Here is a 25,348-nt window from a genome sequence, read left to right as displayed (position 1 = left end):
GCCCTGAAGGTCAGCTGGGGAGGTGCGCGAATGGCTACCTGGCGGTTCACCGGCCTGGAGTTCGACATTCTCTGGTCCGCGTACGGCCACGACCGACTGCCGTATCCGCTGCGCTACCGACCGGTCGCCGACGATTTCGACGACCTGCGGCGCCAACGCGAAGCAGCCGTCGATGTGCTGCTGGAGAAGTACTATTCGGTCGAATTGGTCGATGTGCTCACCATCCTGCGTGAGCCGGAGGTACGCGTGGAGGTCAAAGGGTACGGCGGCCGGAATATGGCCCGTACCTACCGCTTCCACGGTGCGATGCACGGATCCGCCGGTGCGACACTGGTACAACTGCCGGGGACCTCGGCCGATATCGGCGGCGATGTGATCGTCACCAACTGCGCCGCGAATCAGGTGCCCGCCCAAGCGGTGGCGGCCCTGCCGCCCGCGCCCGCCGGTACCCGCCCGGCCGTGGAGGTCCGCCGCGCGGATCTGAGCGCGGACCGCTCCCGCTATGTGCGCAACGTCGACGAACTCAGTCTCACGCAGCAATTGGACCGCGTCTTCAAACGTCGACGGCAATCGGTGGGCGAGATCATGATCTTCCCCGGCCCCGCCGTCGACTCGCGGCCCGCGTTCGGGCGCAGCTTCTGGTGGATGGACTACGAGGACGGCCGCTACTACGTCAAGACCGGCGACCCCATCGTCGCCAAACCGGCCGGCCCCACCGCCCTCACCACCGAGATCGCCCGGTTGGCCGGGCTGACCCGGCGCTTCTATCGCGACGATCGCGAGCACGACGAATATCTGCGCGTGCGCCGCTGAGCGAGTTCACCAGCGCGGCGTGGCGAGATCAACAGCGCAGCGTGGCGCCGATCCCGTCGAGCACGCAGTCGAGTCCGAAGTCGAACTGCCAGGCCGCCGTATCGTTGTTGGAGCCGTTGACCAGGTAGTCGGCCAGCGCGGGATAGCGGCCCGCGCCGGTGAGTTGGGCCATGTACGGGTGGTAGGCGCTGCGCACATCGTCATCGGAATCCCAGCCCTGCCTGCCCATCAGCTGGTGCTGGGCGACCTCGGCGGCGGCCGCGCCGTGAGTGAACGCGGTGACGGTGGCCAGGATCGCCATCTTCGCGTCGACATCCACGTCCAGTCCGGTCATCGAGGAAAGGGCCTGCTCGGAAATATCGGCCATCCGTGGGGTCAGGACTCCCGGTAGCCGCGCGTAGATCTGCACCAGCCACGGATGGCGCAGGGTGACGGCGCGGACCTGGTCGGCGTAGGCGCGGAGAACATGCTTCCAGCCCTCGGACGCCGCCGGTAGGTCGATATCGGCGTGGGCCATATCGACCATCAGCTCGAACAGGTCGTCCTTGCCCGAGATGTACCGATACGGGGCCATCGTCGCCACGCCGAGGTGCTCGGCCAGGCGACGCATCGACACGGCGCCCAGTCCTTCGGCGTCGGCCAGTTCTATCGCGGCGAGGGCGATCCGGTCGTGGCTGAGCGGAACTCGCGCCGACGTGGGTGGTTGGTCCAGGCGCTCCCAGATCGTGCCGCGCCCGGCGTTATCGCTCTCGGCTGTCCGTGCCACTGTCGCCCTTCTCTCGCTGTCGGCCCGATCGTACCACCGTTGTGTACAACGTATTCCTCGAGATACGTTGTACACATCAGATACAACGTACGCGGGAGATGATTGTGACCGTCGAACCGCACGCCGATGCGCGTGAGCACTCCGAATACCCTCCGCCACGACGGATCTACGCCGCGATGAGCGGGCTCGTGGTCGCCTTCGTCGCCGCCAATCTGGACTTCACCATCGTCGGAACGGCACTGCCGACGATCGCCGCCGAGCTGGGCGGGTTCACCGAGCTGTCACATGTGGTGACGGCGTTCGCGGTCGCCACCGCGGTGACCACCCCGATATGGGGCAAACTCGGCGATCTCTACGACCGCAAAACAGTGTTCCTCGCGGCGTTTTCGCTGTTCCTTCTCGGATCGGCACTGTGTGGGGCCGCGCAGACGATGGCCGGGCTGATCGGCTTCCGCGTGGTGCAGGGGCTGGGCGCGGGCGGTCTGCTGGTCGGCGGCATCGCGATCGTCGGGGAGCTGGTGCCGCCGCGTGAGCGTGCGAAATACCAGGGGCTGATGGCAGTGGTGATGCCGCTGGCTATTCTGGCGGGCCCGGTGATCGGGGGACTGTGCGCCGACGGCATCGGCTGGCGATGGGCGTTCTACCTGAACCTTCCGCTGGGCGCGGTGGCCACTGTGCTGCTGCTGACGCAGTTGCGGTTGCCGAGGCGTGAGCGGGCCAGCCGTGGCGGCGTCGACCGGGTCGGCATGGCATTGCTCGGTGTGAGCATCGTGGCTGTCACGGTACTGACCTCGACTGCGGGCAATCGGTTTGCCTGGATCTCGCCACCGGTGATCGCGTCGGCGCTGCTCGCGGCTGCCACGCTGGCGGTCTTCGTGTGGTGGGAACGTCGCTCGGACGAGCCGGTGGTGCCCATGACGTTGTTCGGCGTCCGCAACTACACCCTGGCCGCGTTGCTCGGATTCCTCAGCGGCCTGGTCATGTTCGGTGCGGTGACCTTCGTTCCGGTATATCAGCAAGTCGTGCACGGCTTGTCGGCGACGAACAGCGGATTGCTCCTGCTGCCGCTACTGGGCGGGATGCTGGTGACCGCACCGGTGGTCGGCGCCTTGGTGTCGCGGACGGGCCGATTCCGTCGGTACCCGATCGTCGGAGCCGCCGTGATGACGGCCGGACTGTTCCTGCTGGCCGGGGTGGACGAGGACACCGGTCAGCTCGTGATGGTGGCCGCGATGCTCGCCGTCGGTGTCGGTATGGGCTGTTTCATGCAGTTGACCGTCGTCATCGCGCAGAACAGCGTGGCCGACCGCGATCTCGGCGCCGCGAGCGCGACGGCCATGCTGGCCCGCAATCTCGGTAATTCGCTGGGGGTTTCAGTGCTCGGCGCGGCGTATGCGTGGCAGCTGGCGCGGTCGCTGGGCGGCGCGGAGCCGGGTGTGGGGATGTGGTCGGGCGAGGCAGCGGCCGACCTCACGCAGGTGTCGGAACCGATGCGTGCCGCCGTCCGCGCCGCCGTCGCGGACGGGGTCGCCGACGTCTTCCTGATCGGTGGGATCTGTTCCGCCGCCATGTTTCTCGTTGCGTTGGCATTGCGCGATGTCGCTCTGACCAGCCACCACTGACCTACCGAAACCACTCGAAGGAGTAGATCCGTGCACGATCTCGACCGCTCACTACCCGATCTGGCCCGCACTGACACCACGGTGATCATCGAACGGCACCCGGTGGCCGGGCCCGCACAGACGACCTCGGTCGCCGACACGATCGTGGGCTCCTGGTATGCGCGGGCACGCCCGTCCGGCCTGGTCTCTGTTGTCTGCCTGCCGAGCATGCGCAACGATTCGGTGCTCACCTACCAGCAGTGGCAGTCGGAGGTCGACGGCGAAGTCGCCTCCTCGATGCCGGGATCGGCGACGCGCTACCGGCTTCGCCGCAGTGTCGTGTTCGGCGAACATACGCCTGCCGACTGTCTGGTGGTGAGTACCTTCGAGTTCCCATCGCCCACCGACGCCGAGCAGTGGACCGACCTGATGGCCGCCGCGCTGCAATCGCGCCGACCGTCCATCGACGGGCTGCTGGGGCAGTACCTGCATATCGGAGGCGCGACCGTACTCAATTGTTCGGCATGGACGCACGCGGACGACCACCGAGCCTTTCTGGAAGCATCGCTGCCCGGACCCGAGTGGCGACGAGTTCATGAGTATCCCGGCATGGTGCACGGGCCGGGGTCCCGCTGCCGAATTCACGCTGTGCTCCGGACCGAGCAGGCGTAGCCGATGCCGGGATCGATGTTCGTGGGTCTTGTAGCGGGTGTCGGCGCGGTGACCGCCGTGGCCCTGCCGCCGGTGTCGGCCGTGGCCGACAGTGTCGAGTCGTTGCCGGGCGGAGAGCTGACGCGGACCCTGGCGGACGGCACCCGGGTGACCGTGCGGCTGATCGGTGAGTCGGTCACTCTCAGCCCATCGATGGGCGCAACGCCGTTGCACCGCAACGCCTGGGTGTCCGGGAGCGCCCGCGTCGAGCTGTCCGGCAGCGCCGACGGCGCGAGAATCGCACCGGGCTACGTCGTGGGTTGCCAGGTGCACCTCGGTGGCGCGGACTCGTCGGTGGGCGGATCGGCAGGCGTGGCCGGGCGTGGTGAACAGCCGACGGCGAGCGCGGCCGGGGGCGCGAATCTCTCGCTCGGTCCGGGCCGAGCTACCAGCTTCCAGGTACTCGACCTGGAGCGCACCGACGACTACGGCAACGAGTCGCATCGCGGCGCGAACCGGTTCACCGGCACCAGCGGCTCGGTGACGTGGGCCGACCAGACCATCGGCCTCGACGGGTGCGCGGGCTACGCCCAGGCGCGGGCGTTCGTCGTCGTCGGGGTGGAGACCGCATCGGTGACGGCATCGGTCACGCTGTGGGGGCGACCGTTCAGCCTGGGCTGATGACCGAATCCGCCACCGGACGACCGTTGGATGTCGGATCGCGGCGTTCGGCGGGCATGAGGGGCTCGCCGAACGGATCACCACCGATCATCATCGGCATGGCACACCACCCCAATGGCGCCCGCGGCATCGTGGCGGTGTTGATCGTCGCCGACGACGCCGAGCACGCTGCGATTCTGCGCCGCTATCAGGCCGTCCTCGAAGTCGAGCCATCGACCATCGGGCCGAAGACCGTGCTGATCCGCGCCGGAACCCGGATCGAGATCGTCCCCGCGTCGGCGGCCGTGCAGGTGTTGCCGGGCGAGAAGGCCCCGGCGCCCTCGTATCTGGCAGCCGTGACCGTCCACGTGGACGACCTCGACCGCGCTAGGACGCTGGTCGGGGAATCGGGTACGGAGACCACGACCACCGATACCGGTTTCTTCGTTTCCGGTCGCGACGCCTGCGGCGCCGGGCTGTTCTTCACGGCGGTTCGATGATCGTCGAGACCACCAGCGGAAGGGTCCGTGGCACCACCCATCTCTTCGACGAGAGTTAGGAAACGATGATGTCGACCTCTTCTGATGTGCGTCCGGCGCGACGCGACGATATCGGCCCCCTGGCACACACGTTGGCTGCCGCGTTCCAGGATGATCCGGTGTGGGTGTGGCTGTTGCCGGACCCGCGACGCCGAGCAGCCGGACTGCCGCGTTTCTTCGCGGCCCAGGCTCGCCACCACTATCTGGCCAACGGCGGCGTGGACGTCGCTGTCGACGGATCCGGTGCGATCGGCGGTGCGGCGCTGTGGGATCCGCCGGGGCTGTGGCGGCACTCGACCTGGTCGGAATTGCGGATGCTGCCGCAATTCGCCCGAGCATTCGGCGCCAGACTGCGCGCGGGTAAGCAATTGGGCGATGCCTTGATCGCCCGACATCCAGAGGAACCGCATTGGTATCTCGGGATCATTGGCACCGATCCGGCGCAGCGCGGGCAGGGCCACGGGCAGGCGCTCTTGCGGGCCCGGCTCGACCGCTGCGACGATGAGGGGACGCCCGCCTATCTCGAGTCGAGCAACCAGGCCAATATCGGCTATTACGAGCGGTTCGGCTTCGAGGCCACCGAGACCATCAGCATCCCGGATGGCGGCCCGACCCTGTGGTCGATGTGGCGGTCCCCGCGATCAGACCGATGAGCCACCGCGTTTGACGACTCGCGAGACCGCGGCCGTCTCGACCCGATCGACACCCGCGAGCATCCCGACGCGCCCGGCGACGTATTCGAACAGCGCGTCCGCGTCCTGGCATACGACGAAGACGAGCAGGTTGTGGCTGCCCGTCGTTGCGCCGATGAACGCCACTTCCCGATCGGTCGCCAGCGCCGAGGCTACCGAGTTGAGTTCGGCCGGAGCAGCTGTGACCCACAGCAGGCATTGGAAGGTGTAGCCGAGAACAGCGGCGTCGATCTCGACATCGAAACGCAGCACTTGGGCGCGCCGCAGCTCGTCCACTCGCCTGCGGACCGCGGATTCCGACCAACCGAGCGTCCCCGCCAGCCGTGGATATGCTGTCCGCCCGTCGATGGCCAGCGCGGGCAGCAACCGCCGGTCCAGTTCCGTCAAGCGGACCCGGCCGGACACGTCATCGACCGGTGCGTCGAGAGCGGCGATCTGCTCTGCCGACAATGCCGCGGTGCGGCCGTGCCACGGCTGGGACATGAGGTTGCGGAGCAATCGATGTGCTTCCACCTCGAGTACGTCGCGGTGGCGAGCCAGTGCGGCGAGCGGCGCTGGCTCGGCGGCATCGGTGCGGAAGACACAGATGATTTCGCCGCTGGACAACGTCGTCAACCAGGCGGTATCCGGACGGCGCACCAATGCCCGGACGACCGGCTCGACGCCGGCCGGCCGGATGCGGATCCGTACCACCCAGTCCGCGTCGCCGGTGCGTCCGCTGTCGACCACTCCGGTCACCCGGACGATCCCACTGCGGCGTAGTCGCGCGAAGCGGCGGGCCACGGTGCGATCGGAGACGTCGAGCACGTCCGCGATCCGGCTGAACGGAGCGCGCCCATCCACCTGGAGCGCGTGCAACAAGCCGAGATCGACGGCATCGAGCGCGACCGAATCCACCACACCAGAATAGGCGGGTAGCGGAATTCGGCGCTGCTCATGCTTGCCGTGGCTGAAAGTCAGCTGGTCGGCCGTGCAGGCGGGATATCGACGGCGGTATCCCGAATCGTTGTTTCAGGCGAGGTGGTGGGTGAGCTGGTGGACGGCCTCGCCGGGGTGCGTGGCGTAGATGGGTTCGCCGATGGCCTGGAGCTTCCAGCCCGTCGCCGCGAGATACAGCTTGGCCATGACCATGCCGGTGTGGGTGCCGCCGCCGTGCAGGTCCAGGTGGGCCAGTTCCACACCGGTACCGGCATCCACCAGACGGCAGAAGGCGTTGCGGATGGTTTCGAAGCTGTGCCCGTGATAGCTGGTGACCACCAGGACCACGGTCGCCACCTGCGGGTGGATTCGGGAGAGATCGACTGTGATGACCTCGTTCTCGCCGCTGCCCTCACCGGTCATGCTGTCACCCAGATGCCGTACCGAACCGTCGTTGGAATTGAGCTGGGCGAAGTAGACCGCGTCGAGCAGATGGTGGTCGGTGTCGAAGAGCAATGCGGCGGCGTCGAGGTCGGCGGGCGTGGCCGCACCACCGGCGAGGGTGTGGTCGGGCACGGGGTCCCAGCCGAGGCCGAGCCGCACCAGATCCAGCGTGGGACCGGTGCTGGTGCGTAGGCGCACGACCTGGCCCGGTACCAGTCCGAGTGGGCGGCCCACCGGCAGCTCGGCCGCCTCCACCTGGGTACGAGTCGCGGGGCGACGACCGACCTGGACGTGGCTCTCGGCCAGTACGGCCGCGAAACCACCGGCATGGCCGCGCCCGACGGTGGTGATGCCCCAGCCCGCCCCGGTGCGTTCGATATCGACTGCCACTACCGCCGAGGCCGCGCCCAACCCGTCGAACACGGTGCGGTACAGGCCGGCACCGCGACCGTTGGCGACCTCGAGGGCGGGCGCGTCCGCCTCGGCGAAGGTGCGGTGCGGATTGTCCAGGGCGACGACGACCCGAACGGTGGTCGCCGCGTGTGGAATCGAGGACAGGTCGACGTGCAGTGTCGGCACCGGCGCGGCTCCCGGTCCGGACAGCCGCAGACCGCGTGCCTCGGACTGAGTACCGAACACGAAGTCGGTCTCGTCGTGGATGGCGCCGTCGGGGCCCAGCAGGATCGCCGCGAGATGCGCGGGCAGTGCCGTCCGCGCGGAAACTACCAGGCTGTCGGCGGCCAACGGAACGATCCTGTGCTGTTCGAGCCCTTCTGTCACGCGCATCCCTTCATCGTGTGCTGTTGAACATGCGGTGCACCAACGCATTACCCGCCAGTTTGCACCGCGTGCCGATCGGAGCGGTTCCGGGCGACATGTCCACTGTAGGTGCCGTGCTCGCGTCGATGAGCGCATCGGGCGGATGCCGGTGGGCGGTCGCCGATGAGCGCTGCTGCCACCGGATGCCGACGTAGCGGCGACAAACGCCTCGTCCGCATCGAATATCGGTCGGCATGAGGCAGTGTCGGTGTGCCGTTGCGGAGCCGGGCTCGCTCGTTATCGCACACCCTGCCCTCGGCCGGCGGCTCATGAACGCGGCGGTGGCTGTAGGAGACCTGCCAGCGATTCGGCCGACCGTGGGTAGCGTTCGAGTAGTGCGCTGACTTCGGCAGTCGGGTAACTGGACGTGTCTGCCTCGGGCTCATGCCATGTGGTGTCGTGACCGAGCATCGCGGCGAGTGCCGTGCAGGTTTCGGGATGGGCGAACAGGAGTGCGGTGGCCGGGCCGTCGACCTGCGTGGGTATCGATGGTGCGGCAGCGACGTCGGCGCGCCACGGCGGTGTCCACGCGTCGATCGCGGGCAAGGTCGCCGGGAAGGTACGCCCCGCCTCGGTCACCAATCCAGGAACGAAATCCGCTGCCTCCGACCGCAACGTCTCGAGCAGCGTGGGCAACCACGGCAGCAGCACCGCATCGGGTAGCCGACCGAAAGCCTTGGACAGCAACTCCACCACGAACGGCTTCAACGCGGGCGCTGGCTCCAATGCCTGGATGAATCCGCTGAGGTACCGCGGGAAGGACGGTACGACCAACGGGTTGGCCAGCATTTCGTCACAACGGGCACGTAGCTCCGGCAGAGTGAGCAGCCCGAGCTGGAACTGCGCCGCCCACAGCAGCGCCACCATGTCCGGTGATTCCGGATGCGATTGGCGCACGGCCAGTTCGAGCTGGGTGTGATCGCAGCCGAGCGAGAGCGCGAGATTCTCCATGCCGAACAGGAATCCGAGCATGGCACCCACCTGGCGGACACCGGTGTCATCGTCGGTGAACGCGATCGGCAGCAGCGTGCAGTAGTGGGCGTACCCCTCGGTGACGAAGCGGCGGCTCCACTCGGGCAGCTCGGGACCGGTACCGCGGAAATGGTTGAGCAGCCGCCGGATCCGGCGCAGCACCTCCGGTGCGTCGTCGACGGTGCGCTCGGCCGACAGCAATGCGATCGCGCGGGCCCCGAGTTCATCGGCCAACCGCGCCTGCGCGAGATAGACCAGCGCATCCTCGACGCCCGCCAGCGCCACGGCAGCGGTGGCGTCCGCGGCGGCGACTTCCCGGCGCAGCCGATGCTCGAGCACCTGTTCGACGGTCACACCTTCGTAGCCGAGTTCGACGAGGCTGCGCTGATGCCTGCCCAAAGCCAGATCCCAGCTCTCCTGGATCGAACGTTCGCCCAGGCCACGCGAACCCATGATCGGGCGGGCGGCATCCGGTGGCAGCAATCTGCGCAGCACCCACAGCAGATCCGAACACGGTTGCAGCCGCGGATCGGCACGCAGGTCGAGCAGTGTCCGCTGGACGGTGCGTTTGGTCTGATCCAGCCCGAGCGGGGCCAGGCGGTCCAGCACATCGCGCGCCAGCGGCGGCAACGCGTCATAGCCGACGCGGCCGATGCGATCGCCACCCAGCAGGATCTCGCACAGATGGCGGACATCGCGCCGCCCCGGCACGGTGTCCTTCTCGATGCAGGTGATCGCCGCATCCTGGAAGTCGTAGGGCGTGGGCCGGGCTCGGTTGCGCATGCCCGCCAGCAGGATCGATGTCTCGAATACCGCGATGGCGTCCGCGGTGGAGGCCAGATAGCCGTTGCGCCGTGCCAGGCGCACGATATCGACCGACCATTCGAGCAATTCGGCTTCGTCCAGTTCGTCCAGCGGCGGCGGACTCGACAGGAACCCGGACAGCCGATCCGCGACGCCGGTGCTCACCGGCGTGATCGCCTTGCGTTTGGCGCGCGAGCCCGCCGCTTTGCCGCCGAGTCGAAACGCGGTCAGTCCGCTGCGCCGGAGCCCCTTCGACCACGTGGCCGCCGCGATGGAGACCGAGCCGGGCGCCGACCCGAACTGGGCTTCGATGGCGGAATGGCTGGACGGGATCAACCCGTAGCGCCATTCGGTGCCGGTGCGCGGTTCGATCACATACGGCTCACCGGTGTAGCCGACACCGAACTCCTCGACCCGGCTGGCCGCGTGGAAGGCGCCGCAGATGTAGAGGCAGTTCGCCGGATCGGTGCCGGTAGCCGCGAGATGTTCGCGCATACGCGTCCACATATAGCGCTCACGGTCTTCGTCGCGATCGTGGTCGCGGGTGGGGCGCAACCGGCGGAACAGACTGCCGATCATCACCATGACCTGGCGGTAGGTGTCGTAATCGGCGCCGGACAGCGGTTGTTCGACGAACTGGTCCCACCACTCCGACCAGTGCCTGACCTTGCCGTGATGCAGCAGATACTGCTCCAGGTCGCCGAAACGTGGCCGCAGATCACCGATCTCGATACCCACCGCGTCGCCGTGTAACGCGACTTCCGCTTCCGCCTCCGGCGCCTCACCGGGCGGCCCCGCATCGCGTGGCGACCATTGGAAGACGTGGTCGGTGGACCGGTCGACCAGGATCAACTCCACACCGGGTGTGCCGAGCGCATAGGCGATGGCCTGGTATTCGGCCGAGGCCTCGGTGATGGGTGCGACCACCGACAGCGGCGCCCACTGTGCCGGAAATCCGTCGAGTTCACCGGCAAAAGCCTGCAACGCGACCGGAAGCGTGCAGTTGTGCAGCTCATCCAGCAGCGGACGGAGGTCTTCGCACAGTTCGAGATAGATGACCGAGGGTCGCTTCTCGTGCAACCGCCGCACCATCGCCAGCGCGGAGGCCGGTGAATGGTGGCATACGGGGAAGATCTCCAGCTCTTCGCGTAGCGCGCGATCGACATCGTCGACCATTCCGGCGAGGATCTCGCCGAGCGCACCCGGCCCGTCGGCGAACTCCGTGGCCGCGTCGGCCAGCTGCTCGCGCAGCGCCGTGAAGGTGCTCACGACAGCCTCGCGATCGCGTCTCGCCCGCCCTCCAGGAACTGCGTCCAGGCGCCACCCTGGTCTTTGCTGCGCGGCTCGACCACGCCGTGCCAGTACTTGTTGAGGATGGTGAGATCCTCCGGGCTGCGCCGGGCCAGCGAACCGACCAGCGATCCGGCGAGAGTTTCGGCGCTGAGGGTGGTGCTGCCGAAGAACTGGCTGTGCAGGATGGCGTCTTCGAGGACACCGATCTGTTCGGCGGTCGACAACGCCGATTCCAGCTTGTCGTCGTCGCTGGTCGCTGCGGCGGCCGCGGCGCGAAGATCGGCGAAACTGTCGAGCAGGATATCGAGCAGGGTGGGCGGCAGCTCGAGTTCGATCCGGTGACGGCGCAGCAGTTCGGTGGTGCGGAAGCGGACGATCTCGGCCTCGCTGCGCTTATTGGTGACCACCGGGATACGCACGAAGTTGAAGCGCCGCTTGAGCGCCGAGGACAGATCGTTGACCCCGCGGTCGCGGCTGTTGGCGGTGGCGATGATGGAGAAGCCTGGCTGGGCGAAGACGACATTGTCGTCATCGAGTTCGGGTATGGAGACGTACTTCTCCGACAGGATCGAGATCAAGGCGTCCTGTACATCGCTGGTGGAGCGGGTCAGCTCCTCGAAGCGGCCGATGGTGCCCTGTTCCATCGCGGTCATGATGGGGGAGGGGATCATCGATTCACGCGACTGCCCCTTCGCGATGACCATCGAAATGTTCCACGAGTATTTGATGTGGTCCTCGGTGGTGCCCGCGGTGCCCTGCACCACAAGGGTGGAATTGCGGCTGATCGCGGCCGAGAGCAGCTCGGCGAGCCAGCTCTTACCGGTACCGGGATCGCCGATCAGCAGCAGCCCGCGGTCGGAGGCGAGGGTGACGATACTGCGTTCCACAAAACTGCGGTCGCCGAACCATTTCTGCTCGATATCACGGTCGAGACCGTCGGCGCGTTCGGAACCGAGGATGAACAGTCGCACCATCTTCGGACTCAGCCGCCACGCGAACGGCTTGGGGCCGTCGTCGATCGATTCCAGCCAATCCAGTTCCTCGGCGTATTTGACCTCGGCGGGAGCGCGCAGCGCATCGGACATGGTCGTGGGTCTCCTTCAGTCGAGAAAGTTCTTCAGCTCGGCGACGAGCTTGCGGATATGGCCGGAGATGACGGGTGTGCCCATGGCGGTGAACCGTTGTCGGAACCATGGATTGACGCTCTGGTGGCCGGAGGAGTTCACCGAACCCACCGGGATGAACTTCACCCCGGATCGGTGCACCGACTCCATGGCCTCGAACAGCGGCTGGGAGCGGTCGAACTCGTAGAAGTCCGAGATCCACACCAGCACGGTGTTCTTCGGGTCGGTGATCTTCGGCTGGGCCATGGCCATGGCGACCGGGCCGTCGTTGCCGCCACCGAGGTTGGTGCGCAGCAGCACTTCGAACGGATCGTGCACCCAGGGGGTGAGATCGATGGCGCGGGTGTCGTAGGCGATCAGATGGACGTCCACCTTGGGCAGGCCCGCGAAGATCGACGCCAGGATCGTGCAGTTGACCATCGAATCCACCATCGACCCGGATTGGTCGACCACCACGATCATGCGTGCGGGCGTGGTGCGCTTGGCGGTCTGCCGGTAGAAGAGCCGGTCGACGTAGAGCCGTTCGTCCTCGGGATTCCAGTTGGTGAGGTTCTTCCAGATGGTTCGGTCGATATCGAGGTTGCGCAGGATGCGCTTGGGTGGCACCGAGCGGTCCACTGTCGCGGCGGCGGTCTGCTGCACCTGGGTGCGCAGCACCTCGGCGACCTGATCGACATAGCGCCGGATCAGGGCCTTCGCATTGGCCAGCGCCACACCGGACAGGTTCGACTTGTCACGCAGCAGTTGTTCGATCAACGACATGCTCGGCGTGAGTTTTGCGGCAAGTGCCGGATCGGCGAGCACTTCACGCAGCCGCATACGCGACACCAGCGCGCCCTCCAGCTCGGACAGCACCACGTTCATCTCACCGCCGGCCTCACCGCCGAGCGCACGCCGGAACCAGCCAGCATCGCGCTGCCAGTCGGCGAGTTGCCCGGCGCTGACGCTGCCACTACCGGTGGCGAACACATTGAGCAGCAGTTTGGCGACGAGTGCCGCGGTACGGACCTGCTCATGCGCGCCGCCCGTCGAATCCGAGTCGGCCGCTGTGGCATCGGTATCGGCAGCAGCCTCGGGGTCGTGCGGAGCGCTGTTGTCGGCGCCACTCGACGGTGCTGTCGAGGCCAGTCGCGTAGGCGCCGCCGACGGGACGGTCGGTGTTGCCGAACCCGGCTCTGGTGCGATGCGCAGTGCGTCGAACTCGGCGGCGAGTTCGGGGAACCGCTGAACGACATTGTCGATGGAGACCCGAGGATCCAGCAGCACCGGCGGCAGGCCGAGATCTTCGACGACGGCGAGGCTGCCCGTTTCCAGCGTTGGCTGTGGTTCATTACCGAAGATGGTGGCGAGCATGCGCCAGTACAGGATCTGCCGGCGGGTCTCGTCGGCTTCGGTGGGTGTGGATTGTTCGCTCATGTGCGCAGCAACCGTCCCGCCCGCTCCCGCAGCACCGCGACCGCATCACCCGATTTGGCTTGTGCCTTCACCACTTTCGGGTCGGTGGGGCCGCAGGCCCAATCGCCACCGTGCACCTCGACGACCTTGCCCTTCACTTTCCGCTGCACCGCGAGTGGGCGCAATGACCATCGGCCGTCGTCCCAGCGGAGCAGGCCGATGCAGGCGACCGAGCCGCGCACGGCCGCGGCATCCAGCGGCCCGCTGGACGGCAGCCGGTCGGCATTCACCGCGATGGCGGCGCCGTCGAGTTCGAGCCGATCCTCGATGATCCGGTAGCCCTCGATCAGCACCGGTTCGGCGATATGGACCGGATCGCGGTCCAGCGGCGACACCGCGGCGGCGAGCGCACCGGGCAGTTGCACCCTCGCGGTGGCGAACGGATCGGCGGGTTCGCCGACCTCGGCGCGCGCATCGTCCCACAGCAGGTCACCGCCCGCCAGCAGCGGCATATCGACGAGTTCCAGTGATCGATGTTCGGCCAGTGCGGTGCGCAGATGCTGGTGCGCGGTGAGCAGCTGCCACACCGCGGGACCGACCACCGTGTCGACCTTGGGCGCCGAGACACTGATCCGGACGCGCCGGGCGGCTGTGGCGTCGGCGGGCTCGAGCACCGCGTACACCTGCGCCTGGACCGCCGTGCCGTGCTCCTGCATATCGACGCCGATGATGAACAACCGCCCAGAGACGGTGGCCGTGTCCATCGCGGGTGGACGATCGGGCCCACGCCAGGTGAGCAGCATGGCCCGGCTCCACAGATCGGCCCAGCGCCGGACCGGTAGGTGCGGCAGGGTGGCAATCGGCGCACAAGCACGAAGTTCGGCGGCGAAACCGTCGAGCAGGAAAGCCAGGCGGCGCCGATCCGGGAGGGCGAACAGGGCCTCGATGGCCTGATCGGCCGCCGCCACCAGATCGTGGTCGATACCGCGCCAACCGGTGATCGCGAGTTCCTGGAGCCAGGAGCGGCAGGCGGCAACGGTGCTGTCCGGTGCGGCGCTGAAGGATTCCTCCGGCCATGGGAGGCGTTCACGGCCGGTGACGGTGTCGACGCGGCCCAGTAGCGCATCGTGGATCGCGCCGAGCAGCGCCGCGCGAGCGCCGCACAGCGCGGCCAGTTCTTCCGGTGTCGGCGCGGTGGTGCCGAGGGACGCGACGGCGGCCGCTGCCGAGGCGCCGAGCGGGGACCCGGTGACGGTGGCCGCGAGCACGCGCGTCGCGTCGGCGGTGCCCGCGTCGAGCCGGGCCAGGCCGTCGATCAGCGCGTGATCGAATCCGGCGACGACATCGAGCGCCTCGGCGACACCGGCGGGCAGGTCGGCGGTGAGTTCGCCGAGCTGGAGGGCAAGCATCAGGCGCTCCCGCCCATGGCCGGAAACCACTGCATCTCCGGGATCGGCGTCGTCACGCCCGGCAGTTCGATATAGGTGAGGTGACGCAAAAACCTGCTGAACACCACGGCCGCGGGTGCGGGTTCGTGGACGGGCGTGAGCGCTTGGGCGACGGTCTCACCTTCGGCCACCTCGACACCGAGATAACGCGCCACCCGATCCGTGCCGTACTGCACGACCGCTTCGGCGATGAGCGCCTGGATGTGCTTGCACGGGTAGGCCCCGCGCAGCCCTCCGCAGGGCCGATTGTTGTTGGTACTACAGCTGAGTCCGTGCGTGGCCGCCGATACCGACGACACGTAGACACGCCCGATGTCCGAACCGCTGGACACCACCCCCTGGAGCCGGCCGTCGGCGAGTTCGACGAACGGCACCTTGGCCAGTTTGCGGGGCGCGACCGCCGGGACCACCCGCACCACCGACGCGCGTTCGTACCCCTCGTCGGTACTCGATTCCGGTGGATTCACCACCGAGACACTGGACATCACCGCACTCCTCCCCGTCCGATCGACATGGCCATGAAGCTACGCGAGCCCACCGACAAGTTCCGCGCCGTGCGGCGCACCGTGGCCGACCTGCGCGAAGCTTTCGGCGGAGCGCGATCCGTGCTATCGAGAGACCATGACATCGACACGTTCGGACTACGACGTGGTGGTCGTCGGCGGTGGCCACAACGGACTGGTCGCCGCCGCCTATCTGGCTCGTGCGGGCCGTTCGGTACTGGTGCTCGAGCAACATGCCGAGGTGGGCGGTGCGGCCGTGTCGGCGCGGGTGTTCCCCGGTGTGGACGTCCGATTGTCGCGCTATTCGTATCTGGTGAGCCTGTTGCCGCGGCAGATCGTCACCGACCTCGGCCTGCGCTTCGAGACCAGACGCCGCACCATCTCCTCCTACACCCCGGTCGGCGGCAGCGGTCTGCTGGTCGACGCCGCGTCGCAGACGCGGACCAGGGACAGTTTCGTGCGCCTGACCGGGTCGGATCGGGAATTCCAGGCGTGGCAGCGATTCTACGCGATGACCGGAACATTGGCGCGTCGCGTGTTCCCGACGTTGACCCGTCCGCTACCCACCCGCACGGAACTGCAACGCGTGGTCGATGATTCGCACACCTGGGACGCCGTGTTCGAGCGTCCGCTCGGTGAGACGATCGAGTCGTGGTTCGCCGACGACGTCGTCCGCGGCGTCGTGTTCACCGACGCGCTGATCGGCACCTTCACCCACGCCCACGATCCGACCCTGCGCCAGAACCGCTGCTTCCTCTACCACGTGATCGGCGGCGGTACCGGCGACTGGGATGTTCCGGTCGGTGGAATGGGCGCCCTCACCACCGCATTGGCCACGGCCGCCCGCACATCCGGTGTGCAGGTGCGCACCGGATGCACCGTCACGGGCATCGATACCGATGGTGCGCGTGCCGAGATCCGTTGGGACAGAGGTGTGGTCGGTGCACGCCACGTGCTGGTGAACGCGGCACCGGCGCAGCTGAGCAGCTTGCTCGGTGAGGCGACCGGGCCGAAACCCGAAGGCGCACAACTGAAGATGAATATGGTTCTACGCCGGTTACCCAGGCTGCGTGACCCGGACGTCGATCCACGCGACGCCTTCGCCGGGACACTCCATGTGACCGAGTCGTACTCGCAGCTCGAACACGCCTACATCGAAGCCGCCTCGGGGCGGATCCCGTCGGCGCCACCGGCGGAGATCTACTGTCATACCCTCACCGACCCCAGCATCCTCGGTGCAGGAGCATCCGGCCTACACACCCTGACGCTGTTCGGATTACACACGCCCACAAGACTGTTCGAGAACACATCGGCGGCCGTGAAAGACGAGCTGGTCGCGGCCACGCTGGCGCAGCTGGACGCGGTGTTCGCCGAACCGATCCGGGATTGCCTCGCCGTGGACACCGACGGCATCCCATGCCTGGAGGCGAAATCGCCGCTCGACCTCGAGGCCGAGGTGGGCTTGCCCGGCGGCCACATCTTCCACCGCGATCTGGCCTTCCCGTATCGTCACGACGACGATCGCCGCGACGATCCGGGCGCGCGATGGGGTGTGGCCACGGGGCAGCCGAATGTCTTCCTCTGCGGTGCCGGTGCGCTCCGCGGTGGCGGTGTCAGTGGTATTCCCGGTCACAATGCGGCGATGGCGGTACTGGAAGCCACCAGCGCCGGTGGGTAATTCGGTAGGAAGCAGTTTCTTCCTATTATTTCCACCCGAGTATCGGGTCGGCGAATATGACGGTAGGGTTGGCGCCCGTGGGTGGCGCGGAGGCCGCCCGTCCCGTTGGTCCGGCGCCGAGGAGAACAGGTGGAGCTCGATACCGTCCGTGAGGAAAAAGCGATACGGGACTTGGAGAATCGCCTGGTCGACAACTTCACCGACGCGCACAGCCCGGAGCGGGTCGGCAGCGCGGTGCAGGATGCGCACCAACGTTTCGACGGTCGGCCGATCAGGGATTTCGTACCCATTCTGGTCGAACGGATCGTGCGCAGGGAACTCGACCCGGAACCGGTCGTAGAAAAGGTCGTCACGAGAATCGAAGCGGCGCCGGAGAAATCCGATAACGAATTGTTCGATTCGAATTCTGTTTCTCGTCACCTGCCGGAAACCTTGCGTGCCGCGCTGTTCTCACGCGGACGTCTGGTGCCGGTGCTCGGTGTCGTCGGAGTGCTGGTTGTCGCCGCCGTCGCCGTCGCCGCGGTGCGCGATCCGGAACCGGCCCCTGCTGCCGCCGCTACTGCGCCGTTGACGGTCGTCGAGGGTGTTGTCGGCTCGGAGAAGATGGCGTTCTTCGATGATCCGCGCGTGGCGGCCGCGCTGGCCGAGCACGGCATCGATGTCGAGGTCCGGCCCGCGGGTTCACGCCAGATCGCCACGTCGGTCGAACTCGACGGCCTCGATTTCGCATTCCCGTCGAGTCTTCCCGCCGCGGAACGGATTCAGCGGGAAGCGGGGGTGAGCACGCAGTACACGCCGTTCTCCTCGCCGATGGTGATCGCCACCTTCCAGCCGATCGTCGATCTGCTGACCCGCGCCGGCGTGGTGAAGCCCGGCCCGACACCGACTTTCGACATGTCGGCCTACCTGGACCTGGTCGCCCGTGGCGTGCAGTGGGATCAGCTCGAGGGCAACACCACCTATCCGGTGCGCAAGAACGTGCTGGTATCCACCACCGACCCCCGCAGCTCCAATTCCGCCGCCATGTATCTGGCCGTCGCCGGATATGTCGCCAATGGCAATGCCGTGGTGCGCGGAGCGGCGGCGGAAGCGCATGTGCTGCCACTGCTTTCGCGGCTGTTCGCCGCCCAGGGCTACACCGAGAACTCCTCCGAAGGCCCGTTCGGCGAATACCTCACCTCAGGTATGGGCCCCGCGCCGATGGTGTGGGCGTATGAGGCGCAGTATGTCGCCGCCGCGATCGGTGATCGGATCGCACCGGGAATGGTGCTGCTCTACCCATCGCCCACCGTGCTGTCGCGGCACACCCTGGTGCCGTTGAACGAGGACGGCGACCGGATCGGCCGACTGCTGTCCACCGACCCGAAGCTGCAATCGCTGGCCGCCGAACACGGTTTCCGCACCGGTGACGCCGCGAAATTCACTGCCGTCGCCGACGCCAACGAGGTCCCCGTCGCCCGCGACCTCATCGACGTGGTCGACATCCCGGCCTATGACACCCTGGAGAATCTGCTGAACGGGGTCGCGAACTCCTACAACTGATCAGGTGCGGGCCGCACTGCCGGGTGGACCCGGAGGGTCGGCACGTCGAGGAGATGCGACCGGCATCGGTGCTCAACGTGCGGGGAATCGCAGGATCCGGTCGTCGCCGGAGCGGATATCGCCGCGGCCGTCGGTATTTGATGTGGTGAGCCACAGCGCCCCGTCCGGGGCCACCACGACGGTTCGCAGACGTCCGTATTCGTCGAGGAAATGATCGGCGGGTGTGTCTGTACCGGAGTCGGTGAGCGGTACGGTCCACAGCCGTTCGCCACGTAATGCGGCGGCATACAGGGTATTCGCGGCGATGGCGATCCCCGACGGTGACGCCTCAGCGGTGGACCAGGTCACCAGGGGCTCGGTGAAACCGCGATCGCCGCCGCCGGTCCCTTCCACCGCGGGCCAGCCGTAATTGCGTCCCGGCTCGATCAGGTTGATCTCGTCGACATCGTTCTGGCCGAATTCCGCGGCGAACAACCGTCCCGCCGAATCCCAGGCCAGGCCTTGGACATTGCGATGGCCGAGCGAGTAGACAGGGGAGTCGGCGCGCGGGTTGCCCGGAGCGGGGCCGCCGTCCGGGGTGAGGCGCAAGATCTTGCCGTTGGGGCTGTCCGGGTCCTGCGAATCGATGCGCCTGCCGGCATCACCGGTACCCACGTACAGCATTCCATCGGGCCCGAACGCAATGCGGCCACCATTGTGGTTGCCGGACTTCGCGATACCATCGAACACGATTTCGGGAGGTACCCCGAGGCGGAACCGGACGATGCGGTTATCCGAGTCAGCGGTGAAATAGGCATACACCAGGCCGTCCTCGGCATACCGGGGCGAGATCGCGAGCCCGAGCAGACCGCCCTCACCACCCGCCACCACACCGGGCACCTCGTACACCTGCTCCGCGGGGCGACCGGGCACGATCCGCAGGACCCGCCCGGTATCGCGCTCGGCGACCAGCGCGGCGCCGTCGGGTAAGAAATCCAGGCCCCACGGCGTCTCGATACCTGCGGCCACTTCCTCGGCGGCAGCCAGGTCCACGGTGCCTGCCGGCCGGCTCGTCTCGGTCGTCACCGCCAGTGGCGGCGGCGAATTCTCGGGCCGGCCGGTTGTATCGTCAGCGCATCCCGCCACACCGCACGCGAGCACAGCGGCGGCGAGAACTCGGCGCAGCGATACGGTCGTCGAACGTGCGACAGGCCGGTCCGGTGTGGGACAGCTCCGCGGGATGAGGCCGCGGCGTGGAGGGCCGACGGCGGACCGGACGCCACGACGGCAGCGATCATCGACCGGAGTGGACGTCCCACGTGCGGGGGCAGCCGTCGTCTGGCGTACGCGCATGATCGTTGACCTCCGGGACGAGTAGCCGAGTCGTCGAGTAGCCGTCCAGTTCGATCGTGCCCGCAACCGCGCCGTAGCGCGAGTACCGGCTATGCCCGGACGCCCACCTCGGCCGCCTCCTCGACCGGGTACCGCCGCATCCGGGGCAACACCCAGAACAAGACGTAGGTGCTGATCGCACTCAACGCGCAGATCCCGACCGCATAGCAGCTGACCGCCAGCGACGACGACCCCGCTGTCCACAGCGCGGTGGCGATGAGCGGGGCGAGGCCGCCGCCGAGGATCACCGACACCTGGACGATGAGCGAGGTCCCCGAATAGCGCACGGCCGCCGGGAACAGTTCCGCGACGATGATGCCGCCCACGCTGTGACTGATCGGCAGCACCAGACCCATCCCGAGCAGCGCCACGTACACCACCACGGCATTGCCGGTGTTCATCAGCGGGAAATACACCGCCGACCACAACATCAGCGCGGCCGTGCCCGCGAGGAAGACCCGGTGGGTGCCGTGACGGTCTGCCAGCGCACCCCACAGCGGCATGGTCAGACACCACAGCACCGAGGACACGATCACCCCGAGCAGCAGGAAATCGCGGCTGAAATCCAGCGAATCGGTGCCGTAGGTCAGCGTGAAGACCATGAAGATGTACACCACCGCCGAGGTCGCGATGGCCGCGCACAGGATGAGCAGCAGCCGGGCCGGACCGACCCGCAACGCGTCCCGCAACGGGAACGACCGCACCTCACCGCGTTCGATCAGATCCGCGTACTGCGCCGATTCGGTGATGGTGAGCCGTACCGCGAGCCCGACCGACACCAGCACCACACTCAGCAGGAACGGGATCCGCCAGCCCCAGGACAGGAAGGCGTCCTCCGGCATCAACGCGCTGGTGCCCAGGAATATCGCGTTGGCGAGAATGAGCCCGGCCGGCGTCCCCATCTGCGGGAAACTCGCGTAGCGGTTGAGCCGCCCGCGCGGCGCGTGCTCCATGGAGAACACCACCGCGCCCGCCGCCTCACCGCCGAGTCCGACACCCTGGACCAGCCGCAACACCACCAGCAGGACCGGCGCCAGGAACCCGATGCTGTCGTAGGTCGGCAGCACGCCGATCAGGGTCGAACTCACCCCCATCAGGATCAGCGACACCACCAGCGTGGCGCGCCGGCCGACCCGGTCGCCGAAATGCCCGAACAGCAGCCCACCGACCGGCCGCGCACCGAACCCGACCGCGAAGGTGGCGAACGCGGCCAGGGTCCCGGCCGCGGGGCTCATCGAGGGAAAGAACTGTTTGCCGAAGATGAGCGCCGACGCGGTGCCGTAGAGCATGAAGTCGTACCACTCGAGGGTGGTGCCGACGAGGGTCGCCGTGGCGACCTTGCGGTGGGTCGGCGCGACGGTCGAGGTGGTCGGTCCTGCGGTCACTGCTACTGCTATCCATTCGGCCTGCGGCGCGCGCCGCGTGTCATCGGGGACGGGCCGACACCGGGGTGTCCGTCGACCGGTGCGGTCGCCTGGCCCGCGGGTAAATGTCCCATACCGGCGATGACCTGCCGACGACCGCGGCCGACTTCACAGCTGCGAACCCACCTGCTGCGCGATCAGCGCCAGATGATCGAGATCGGCGAGGTCGAGGATCTGGAGATAGATGCGTTCGGTGCCCAGCTCGGCGAAGCGCCCGATCTTGTCGACCACCTCGGCGGGAGAACCGGCGAGGCCGTTGGTCTTCACTTCGTCGACCGCGCGCCCGATCGCCTCGGCCCGCCGCGCCACCTCGGCATCGCTGCTGCCGACACATGCGACCAGCGCATTCGAATAGATCATCTCGCCCGGGGCGCGGCCACGCTCGGCGACGGCGGCACGGACCCGGTCGAACTGGGTGGCGGTCTCCTCGAGCGAGGAGAACGGCATATTGAATTCGGTGGCGTAACGCGCCGCCAATCGTGGGGTGCGACGCGCGCCCTTGCCGCCGATCAGGATCGGCGGCGGATCCTGCACCGGCTTGGGCAGCGCGGGCGAATCGGTGAGCTGATAGTGGGCGCCGTCGAAGGTGAACGTATCGCCGAGCTTGGTTTCCCACAGTCCGGTGATGACGGCCAGCTGTTCCTCGAAGCGGGCGAACTTGTCCTCGGGAAACGGGATACCGTACGCGGCATGCTCTTCGGCGAACCATCCGCTGCCGAGACCGAGCTCCACCCGGCCGCCCGACATCTGATCCACCTGCGCGACCTGGATGGCCAGCGGCCCTGGCAGCCGGAACGTCGCCGCGGTGACCAGCGTGCCGAGCCGGATGCGTGTGGTTTCCCTGGCCAGACCGGCGAGGGTGATCCACGCATCGGTCGGCCCGGGCAAACCGCTGGCATCACCCATCGCGAGATAGTGATCGGATCGGAAGAAGGCGCCGTAGCCGAGGTCTTCGGCGGCCTTCGCGACGGTGAGGAGCGTGTCGTAGTCGGCGCCCTGTTGCGGCTCGGTGAAGATACGCAGTTCCATATCGCCATCGTGCCGCACATCGGGCTCGCGGGCGCGGCCGGGCGTTCAGTGCCGACGTTGCCCCGTCGTCATCATGGTCGGCCGGACCCGATCGGCCCAGCCGCACGGTAGCGAGCAGGTAGCCGTCACCCAGGTCTCTTCGTCGCCATTGTCGAAGATGTGTTTGGTGGTCGCGGCGCGCGCCGGATAGCCGCAGTCGCCACATTTACCGAAGTAGTTGAGGATCTCCTCGGTGTGGGTGATCGCCACGCGGCGATCGGGTTTCGTCATCGCTTCTCCTTCATCGTCGGTCGGAACATCCAGTGTGCCGAAAATGTGGCTGTCGTCACACCTGATCCGGTTGGGAGTTGTCATAGGGCTGGTCGGGCGGCGTTGGGGGAACGGCCAAGCGTGCGTTCGGTCGTCGACGCAAAAGCCGTGGTGAACATCGGGCAACAGGATTCGCGGGGGATTTCGGCGGCTGCGGCGACGCCGAAAGGTGGTGGTGTGAACCACATACCGACTGTATTGTGACTGACGTTACACAGTAGCTACCCGCCGACCCGAGTTCGTTGCGGGCCGACGAGAAGATGTACGCAGTTGGTTACCGACGTCATCGATGTGGTCGCTGAATTGGCGGCAAGCCGCGCGGCAGTATGGGATCTGCTGCTCGAAGCGCAAACCTATCCACGCGTGTTCGCGGGTATCGGCGCAGCCGAACGGCTGGACGTACCCGACCGGAACCCGGTGCTCGAGCTGCGGGTGGGCACCCCGAGCACCGGCATCCGGATCCACCAGATCCGGGTGGTGATCGGGCGCTGGTACGAGAGCATGGAACTGCACAGCCCGATGCAGGGCAGTTTCGCCTCGGTGCGGTTGAGCGGGGAGGGTGAGCGCACCCGGGTCACCGTCACCTATTTCGGCCCCGCCCGGATGCATCCGCATCTGGCCGGGCTGTCCAACGGCGCCATCACCGAATGGACCGAGAGCGGGCTGCGGCGCATCGCCGATATCGTCCGTGGCGCGCGCACCTCGGTGGTCGTCAACGGCGAGAACTCACCGGTCCGGCATCAGGTGGGTGTGCTGCGCCAGGTGATGTCCACCGGCGTGGTGGCGACGGGCCGCCCCGATGTGGCCGTGAAACAGATACGGTCGCTGAACAAATGGGGTTTCAACCTGGCCGGTGGGTACGCCGCGGGCGCCGCCCATTCACCGGATCGCATCGCCGTCGCCGACGACCGCGGCAGCCGCACCTTCGCCGAGATGCATGAGCGCACCAATGCCCTGGCCGGTGCCATGGGATCGCTGGGGCTCACCTCGGGTGACGCCATCGGGCTGCTGTCGAACAATCACGCGGGCATGGTCGAGACCATGGTGGCCGCGGGCAAACTCGGCGTCGATGTCGCCCTGCTCAATTCGGGCCTGTCCGGGCGCCGCATCGAAGAGATCGTGCAGCGACACCGTTTGTCGGCGCTGTTCGTCGACGGTGAACTGGAACAGCTGGTGCGCTATCTGCACACCGACATCCCGCGCTACAACACCGACGGCCGACCGCCGCTCCCGGATCGCACCACCATCGAGGATCTGATCGCGATGGGGCAGAAGACGTTTCGTCGTCCGAGCCAGCCCGGCCGGTTGATCGTGCTCACCTCGGGAACCAGCGGCAGGCCCAAGGGCGCCCGCCGCCCGCATCCGAAGGGCTTCGCCACCATCGCCGCGCTGCTGTCGCGGATTCCGCTGGGCATGGACGAGGCGATGCTCATTCCCGCACCCCTGTTCCATACCTGGGGGCTGGCGGGCCTGCAATTGAGTACCGCGCTGCGCTCGACGGTGGTGCTGCCGGAGCGGTTCGATGCCGAGGACTGCCTGTGCCGGATCGAACAACATCGGGTGACCACGCTGATCGTCGTGCCGACCATGGTGAACCGGATCATGGATCTGCCGGTGCAGGTGCGGTCGAGATACGACACCTCCAGCCTGCGCCATGTCGTCAGCTGTGGTGCGCCGCTGGCCGGGGCGACGGTGCTGCGGTTCATGGACCTCTACGGCGACATCCTCTACAACGTGTACGGCTCCACCGAGGTCAGCTGGGCGTCGGTGGCCACACCGGAGGATCTGCGCACCTCGCCGACCACCGCTGGCAGGCCGCCGCTCGGCACGCGGGTCGCGGTGCTGGGTGAGAATCGCCGGCCGGTCCCGATCGGCGCGGCCGGGCGCATCTTCGTCGGCAACCACATGCTGTTCGACGGTTACGTCAACGCCGCGCCGCCGGATGAGGCCGATGGCATGCTCGACACCGGTGACCTCGGCTATTTCGATGTGGCGGGCCGATTGTTCATCGCCGGTCGCGATGACGAGATGATCATCTCCGGTGGCGAGAACGTCTTCCCGCGCCCGGTGGAGGAGGCGCTGTCGCATCTGCCGCAGATCAGTGAGGTCGCGGTGGTGGGTGTCCCCGACGACGAATTCGGACAGCGGCTCGCGGCGTTCGTGGTCAAACGGGAAGGCGCGGGGCTGGACCCGGACATGATCCGCACCTATATCCGTCATCGCCTCAGCCGTTTCTCGGTGCCACGCGACGTCACCTTCTTGAGCGCGCTACCGCGTGGTGAGACCGGCAAAATCCTCAAGCGGCTGTTGACCGACGCGGGCGGTCCGGGACGTCCGCCCGCGATCGGTGGGCTGGCGCTGCCGGGGCCGATGTAGGGCTCCGGTTCGGGGCGGTGCGGTACGGGTCGCCTCCGGGGCAGCGGCCGAGTGCCCCGGCCACGCGAGGACGATGCACGCGCCGCGGCCGACGGTGGGACGTCGTCGGTACTTGCCCATCGAACATGTGGGGGCATCGCGTAGGTTCGTCTACGCGAATGCCCGGCATGTTGGAAA

21 protein-coding genes are annotated in these 25,348 nt (G+C 67.4%); 9 read left to right on the top strand and 12 right to left on the bottom strand.

Going from position 1 to position 25,348, the window contains the following annotated elements; genetic code table 11:
• Positions 1-30 precede the first annotated feature (30 nt).
• A complete protein-coding gene (locus QH168_RS21880) occupies positions 31-813 on the top strand; it encodes an ESX secretion-associated protein EspG (RefSeq protein ID WP_280236637.1) in 783 nt (260 codons plus the stop codon).
• A 28-nt stretch (positions 814-841) separates the two neighbouring features.
• On the opposite strand, the gene QH168_RS21875 is transcribed toward QH168_RS21880, so the two are convergent.
• Positions 842-1,579: a TetR/AcrR family transcriptional regulator C-terminal domain-containing protein gene (locus QH168_RS21875; RefSeq protein ID WP_280236636.1), complete on the bottom strand. Its 738-nt coding sequence runs from the start codon at positions 1,577-1,579 to the stop codon at positions 842-844.
• 104 nt (positions 1,580-1,683) lie between these two features.
• Here QH168_RS21875 and QH168_RS21870 point away from each other — a divergent pair, with 104 nt between their 5' ends.
• From QH168_RS21870 to QH168_RS21850, 5 genes are all read left to right on the top strand, one after another.
• Complete coding sequence (locus tag QH168_RS21870; protein WP_280236635.1) at positions 1,684-3,201, top strand: MDR family MFS transporter; 1,518 nt, start codon at positions 1,684-1,686, stop codon at positions 3,199-3,201.
• 30 nt (positions 3,202-3,231) lie between these two features.
• Entirely contained in the window at positions 3,232-3,852 is a 621-nt protein-coding gene (locus QH168_RS21865) for a hypothetical protein (RefSeq protein WP_280236634.1), read from the top strand.
• Positions 3,853-3,867: 15 nt separating this feature from the next.
• Positions 3,868-4,512: an MspA family porin gene (locus tag QH168_RS21860; RefSeq protein WP_280236824.1), complete on the top strand. Its 645-nt coding sequence runs from the start codon at positions 3,868-3,870 to the stop codon at positions 4,510-4,512.
• Complete coding sequence (locus QH168_RS21855; protein WP_280236633.1) at positions 4,512-4,991, top strand: hypothetical protein; 480 nt, start codon at positions 4,512-4,514, stop codon at positions 4,989-4,991. Before QH168_RS21860 ends, QH168_RS21855 begins: the two co-directional genes overlap by 1 nt.
• Before the next feature lie 68 nt (positions 4,992-5,059).
• The gene (locus QH168_RS21850) at positions 5,060-5,683 is read left to right on the top strand and encodes a GNAT family N-acetyltransferase (protein ID WP_280236632.1); all 624 of its coding nucleotides are present in this window, start codon (positions 5,060-5,062) and stop codon (positions 5,681-5,683) included.
• Here QH168_RS21850 and QH168_RS21845 read toward each other — a convergent pair.
• The 7 genes from QH168_RS21845 to QH168_RS21815 form a co-directional block, all read right to left on the bottom strand.
• Positions 5,672-6,619, bottom strand: coding sequence for an Lrp/AsnC family transcriptional regulator (locus QH168_RS21845; protein WP_280236631.1), 948 nt, complete (start codon positions 6,617-6,619; stop codon positions 5,672-5,674). The two genes, QH168_RS21850 and QH168_RS21845, sit on opposite strands and share 12 nt — an antisense overlap.
• A gap of 114 nt (positions 6,620-6,733) precedes the next feature.
• Entirely contained in the window at positions 6,734-7,870 is a 1,137-nt protein-coding gene (locus QH168_RS21840; RefSeq protein WP_280236630.1) for a TerD family protein, read from the bottom strand.
• Positions 7,871-8,170: 300 nt separating this feature from the next.
• Positions 8,171-10,948, bottom strand: a complete 2,778-nt coding sequence (locus QH168_RS21835; protein ID WP_280236629.1) for a DUF5682 family protein — start codon at positions 10,946-10,948, stop codon at positions 8,171-8,173.
• Positions 10,945-12,057, bottom strand: coding sequence for an ATP-binding protein (locus QH168_RS21830; RefSeq protein WP_280236628.1), 1,113 nt, complete (start codon positions 12,055-12,057; stop codon positions 10,945-10,947). Before QH168_RS21830 ends, QH168_RS21835 begins: the two co-directional genes overlap by 4 nt.
• 15 nt (positions 12,058-12,072) lie before the next feature.
• Entirely contained in the window at positions 12,073-13,512 is a 1,440-nt protein-coding gene (locus tag QH168_RS21825; RefSeq protein WP_280236627.1) for a vWA domain-containing protein, read from the bottom strand.
• Entirely contained in the window at positions 13,509-14,900 is a 1,392-nt protein-coding gene (locus QH168_RS21820; protein WP_280236626.1) for a hypothetical protein, read from the bottom strand. The genes QH168_RS21825 and QH168_RS21820 overlap by 4 nt, the downstream gene beginning before the upstream one ends.
• Positions 14,900-15,424, bottom strand: coding sequence for a hypothetical protein (locus QH168_RS21815; protein ID WP_280236625.1), 525 nt, complete (start codon positions 15,422-15,424; stop codon positions 14,900-14,902). The genes QH168_RS21820 and QH168_RS21815 overlap by 1 nt, the downstream gene beginning before the upstream one ends.
• Positions 15,425-15,560: 136 nt before the next feature.
• On the opposite strand from QH168_RS21815, the gene QH168_RS21810 reads away from it, so the two are divergent.
• Both QH168_RS21810 and QH168_RS21805 read left to right on the top strand, forming a co-directional pair.
• Positions 15,561-17,120 (top strand): phytoene desaturase family protein, encoded by a 1,560-nt coding sequence (locus tag QH168_RS21810; protein ID WP_280236624.1) that lies wholly within the window; start codon positions 15,561-15,563, stop codon positions 17,118-17,120.
• A gap of 129 nt (positions 17,121-17,249) precedes the next feature.
• A complete protein-coding gene (locus QH168_RS21805) occupies positions 17,250-18,662 on the top strand; it encodes a three-helix bundle dimerization domain-containing protein (protein ID WP_280236623.1) in 1,413 nt (470 codons plus the stop codon).
• 72 nt (positions 18,663-18,734) lie between these two features.
• Here QH168_RS21805 and QH168_RS21800 read toward each other — a convergent pair whose 3' ends face one another.
• The 4 genes from QH168_RS21800 to QH168_RS21785 all read right to left on the bottom strand — a co-directional run bounded on the left by QH168_RS21800 (position 18,735) and on the right by QH168_RS21785 (position 22,756).
• A complete protein-coding gene (locus tag QH168_RS21800) occupies positions 18,735-19,694 on the bottom strand; it encodes a PQQ-dependent sugar dehydrogenase (RefSeq protein ID WP_348537606.1) in 960 nt (319 codons plus the stop codon).
• 389 nt (positions 19,695-20,083) lie between these two features.
• On the bottom strand, positions 20,084-21,418 hold the full coding sequence (locus QH168_RS21795) for an MFS transporter (protein WP_280236621.1): 1,335 nt from the start codon (positions 21,416-21,418) through the stop codon (positions 20,084-20,086).
• Positions 21,419-21,565: 147 nt separating this feature from the next.
• Positions 21,566-22,486 carry an LLM class F420-dependent oxidoreductase gene (locus tag QH168_RS21790; protein WP_280236620.1) on the bottom strand — a complete coding sequence of 307 codons (921 nt, stop codon included), beginning with the start codon at positions 22,484-22,486 and terminating at the stop codon, positions 21,566-21,568.
• Between the two features lie 45 nt (positions 22,487-22,531).
• Positions 22,532-22,756, bottom strand: coding sequence for a hypothetical protein (locus QH168_RS21785; RefSeq protein WP_280236619.1), 225 nt, complete (start codon positions 22,754-22,756; stop codon positions 22,532-22,534).
• 309 nt (positions 22,757-23,065) lie between these two features.
• Between QH168_RS21785 and QH168_RS21780 the strand changes: the two genes are divergently transcribed.
• Positions 23,066-25,171: an AMP-binding protein gene (locus QH168_RS21780; protein WP_280236618.1), complete on the top strand. Its 2,106-nt coding sequence runs from the start codon at positions 23,066-23,068 to the stop codon at positions 25,169-25,171.
• The last annotated feature ends 177 nt before the right edge of the window (positions 25,172-25,348 follow it).

The organism is Nocardia cyriacigeorgica (genome assembly GCF_029868385.1).
Taxonomy (GTDB): Bacteria; Actinomycetota; Actinomycetes; order Mycobacteriales; family Mycobacteriaceae; genus Nocardia; species Nocardia cyriacigeorgica_F.
The sequence above is the reverse complement of the archived record's forward strand: the minus strand, read 5'-3'. Positions and strand labels throughout refer to the sequence as shown.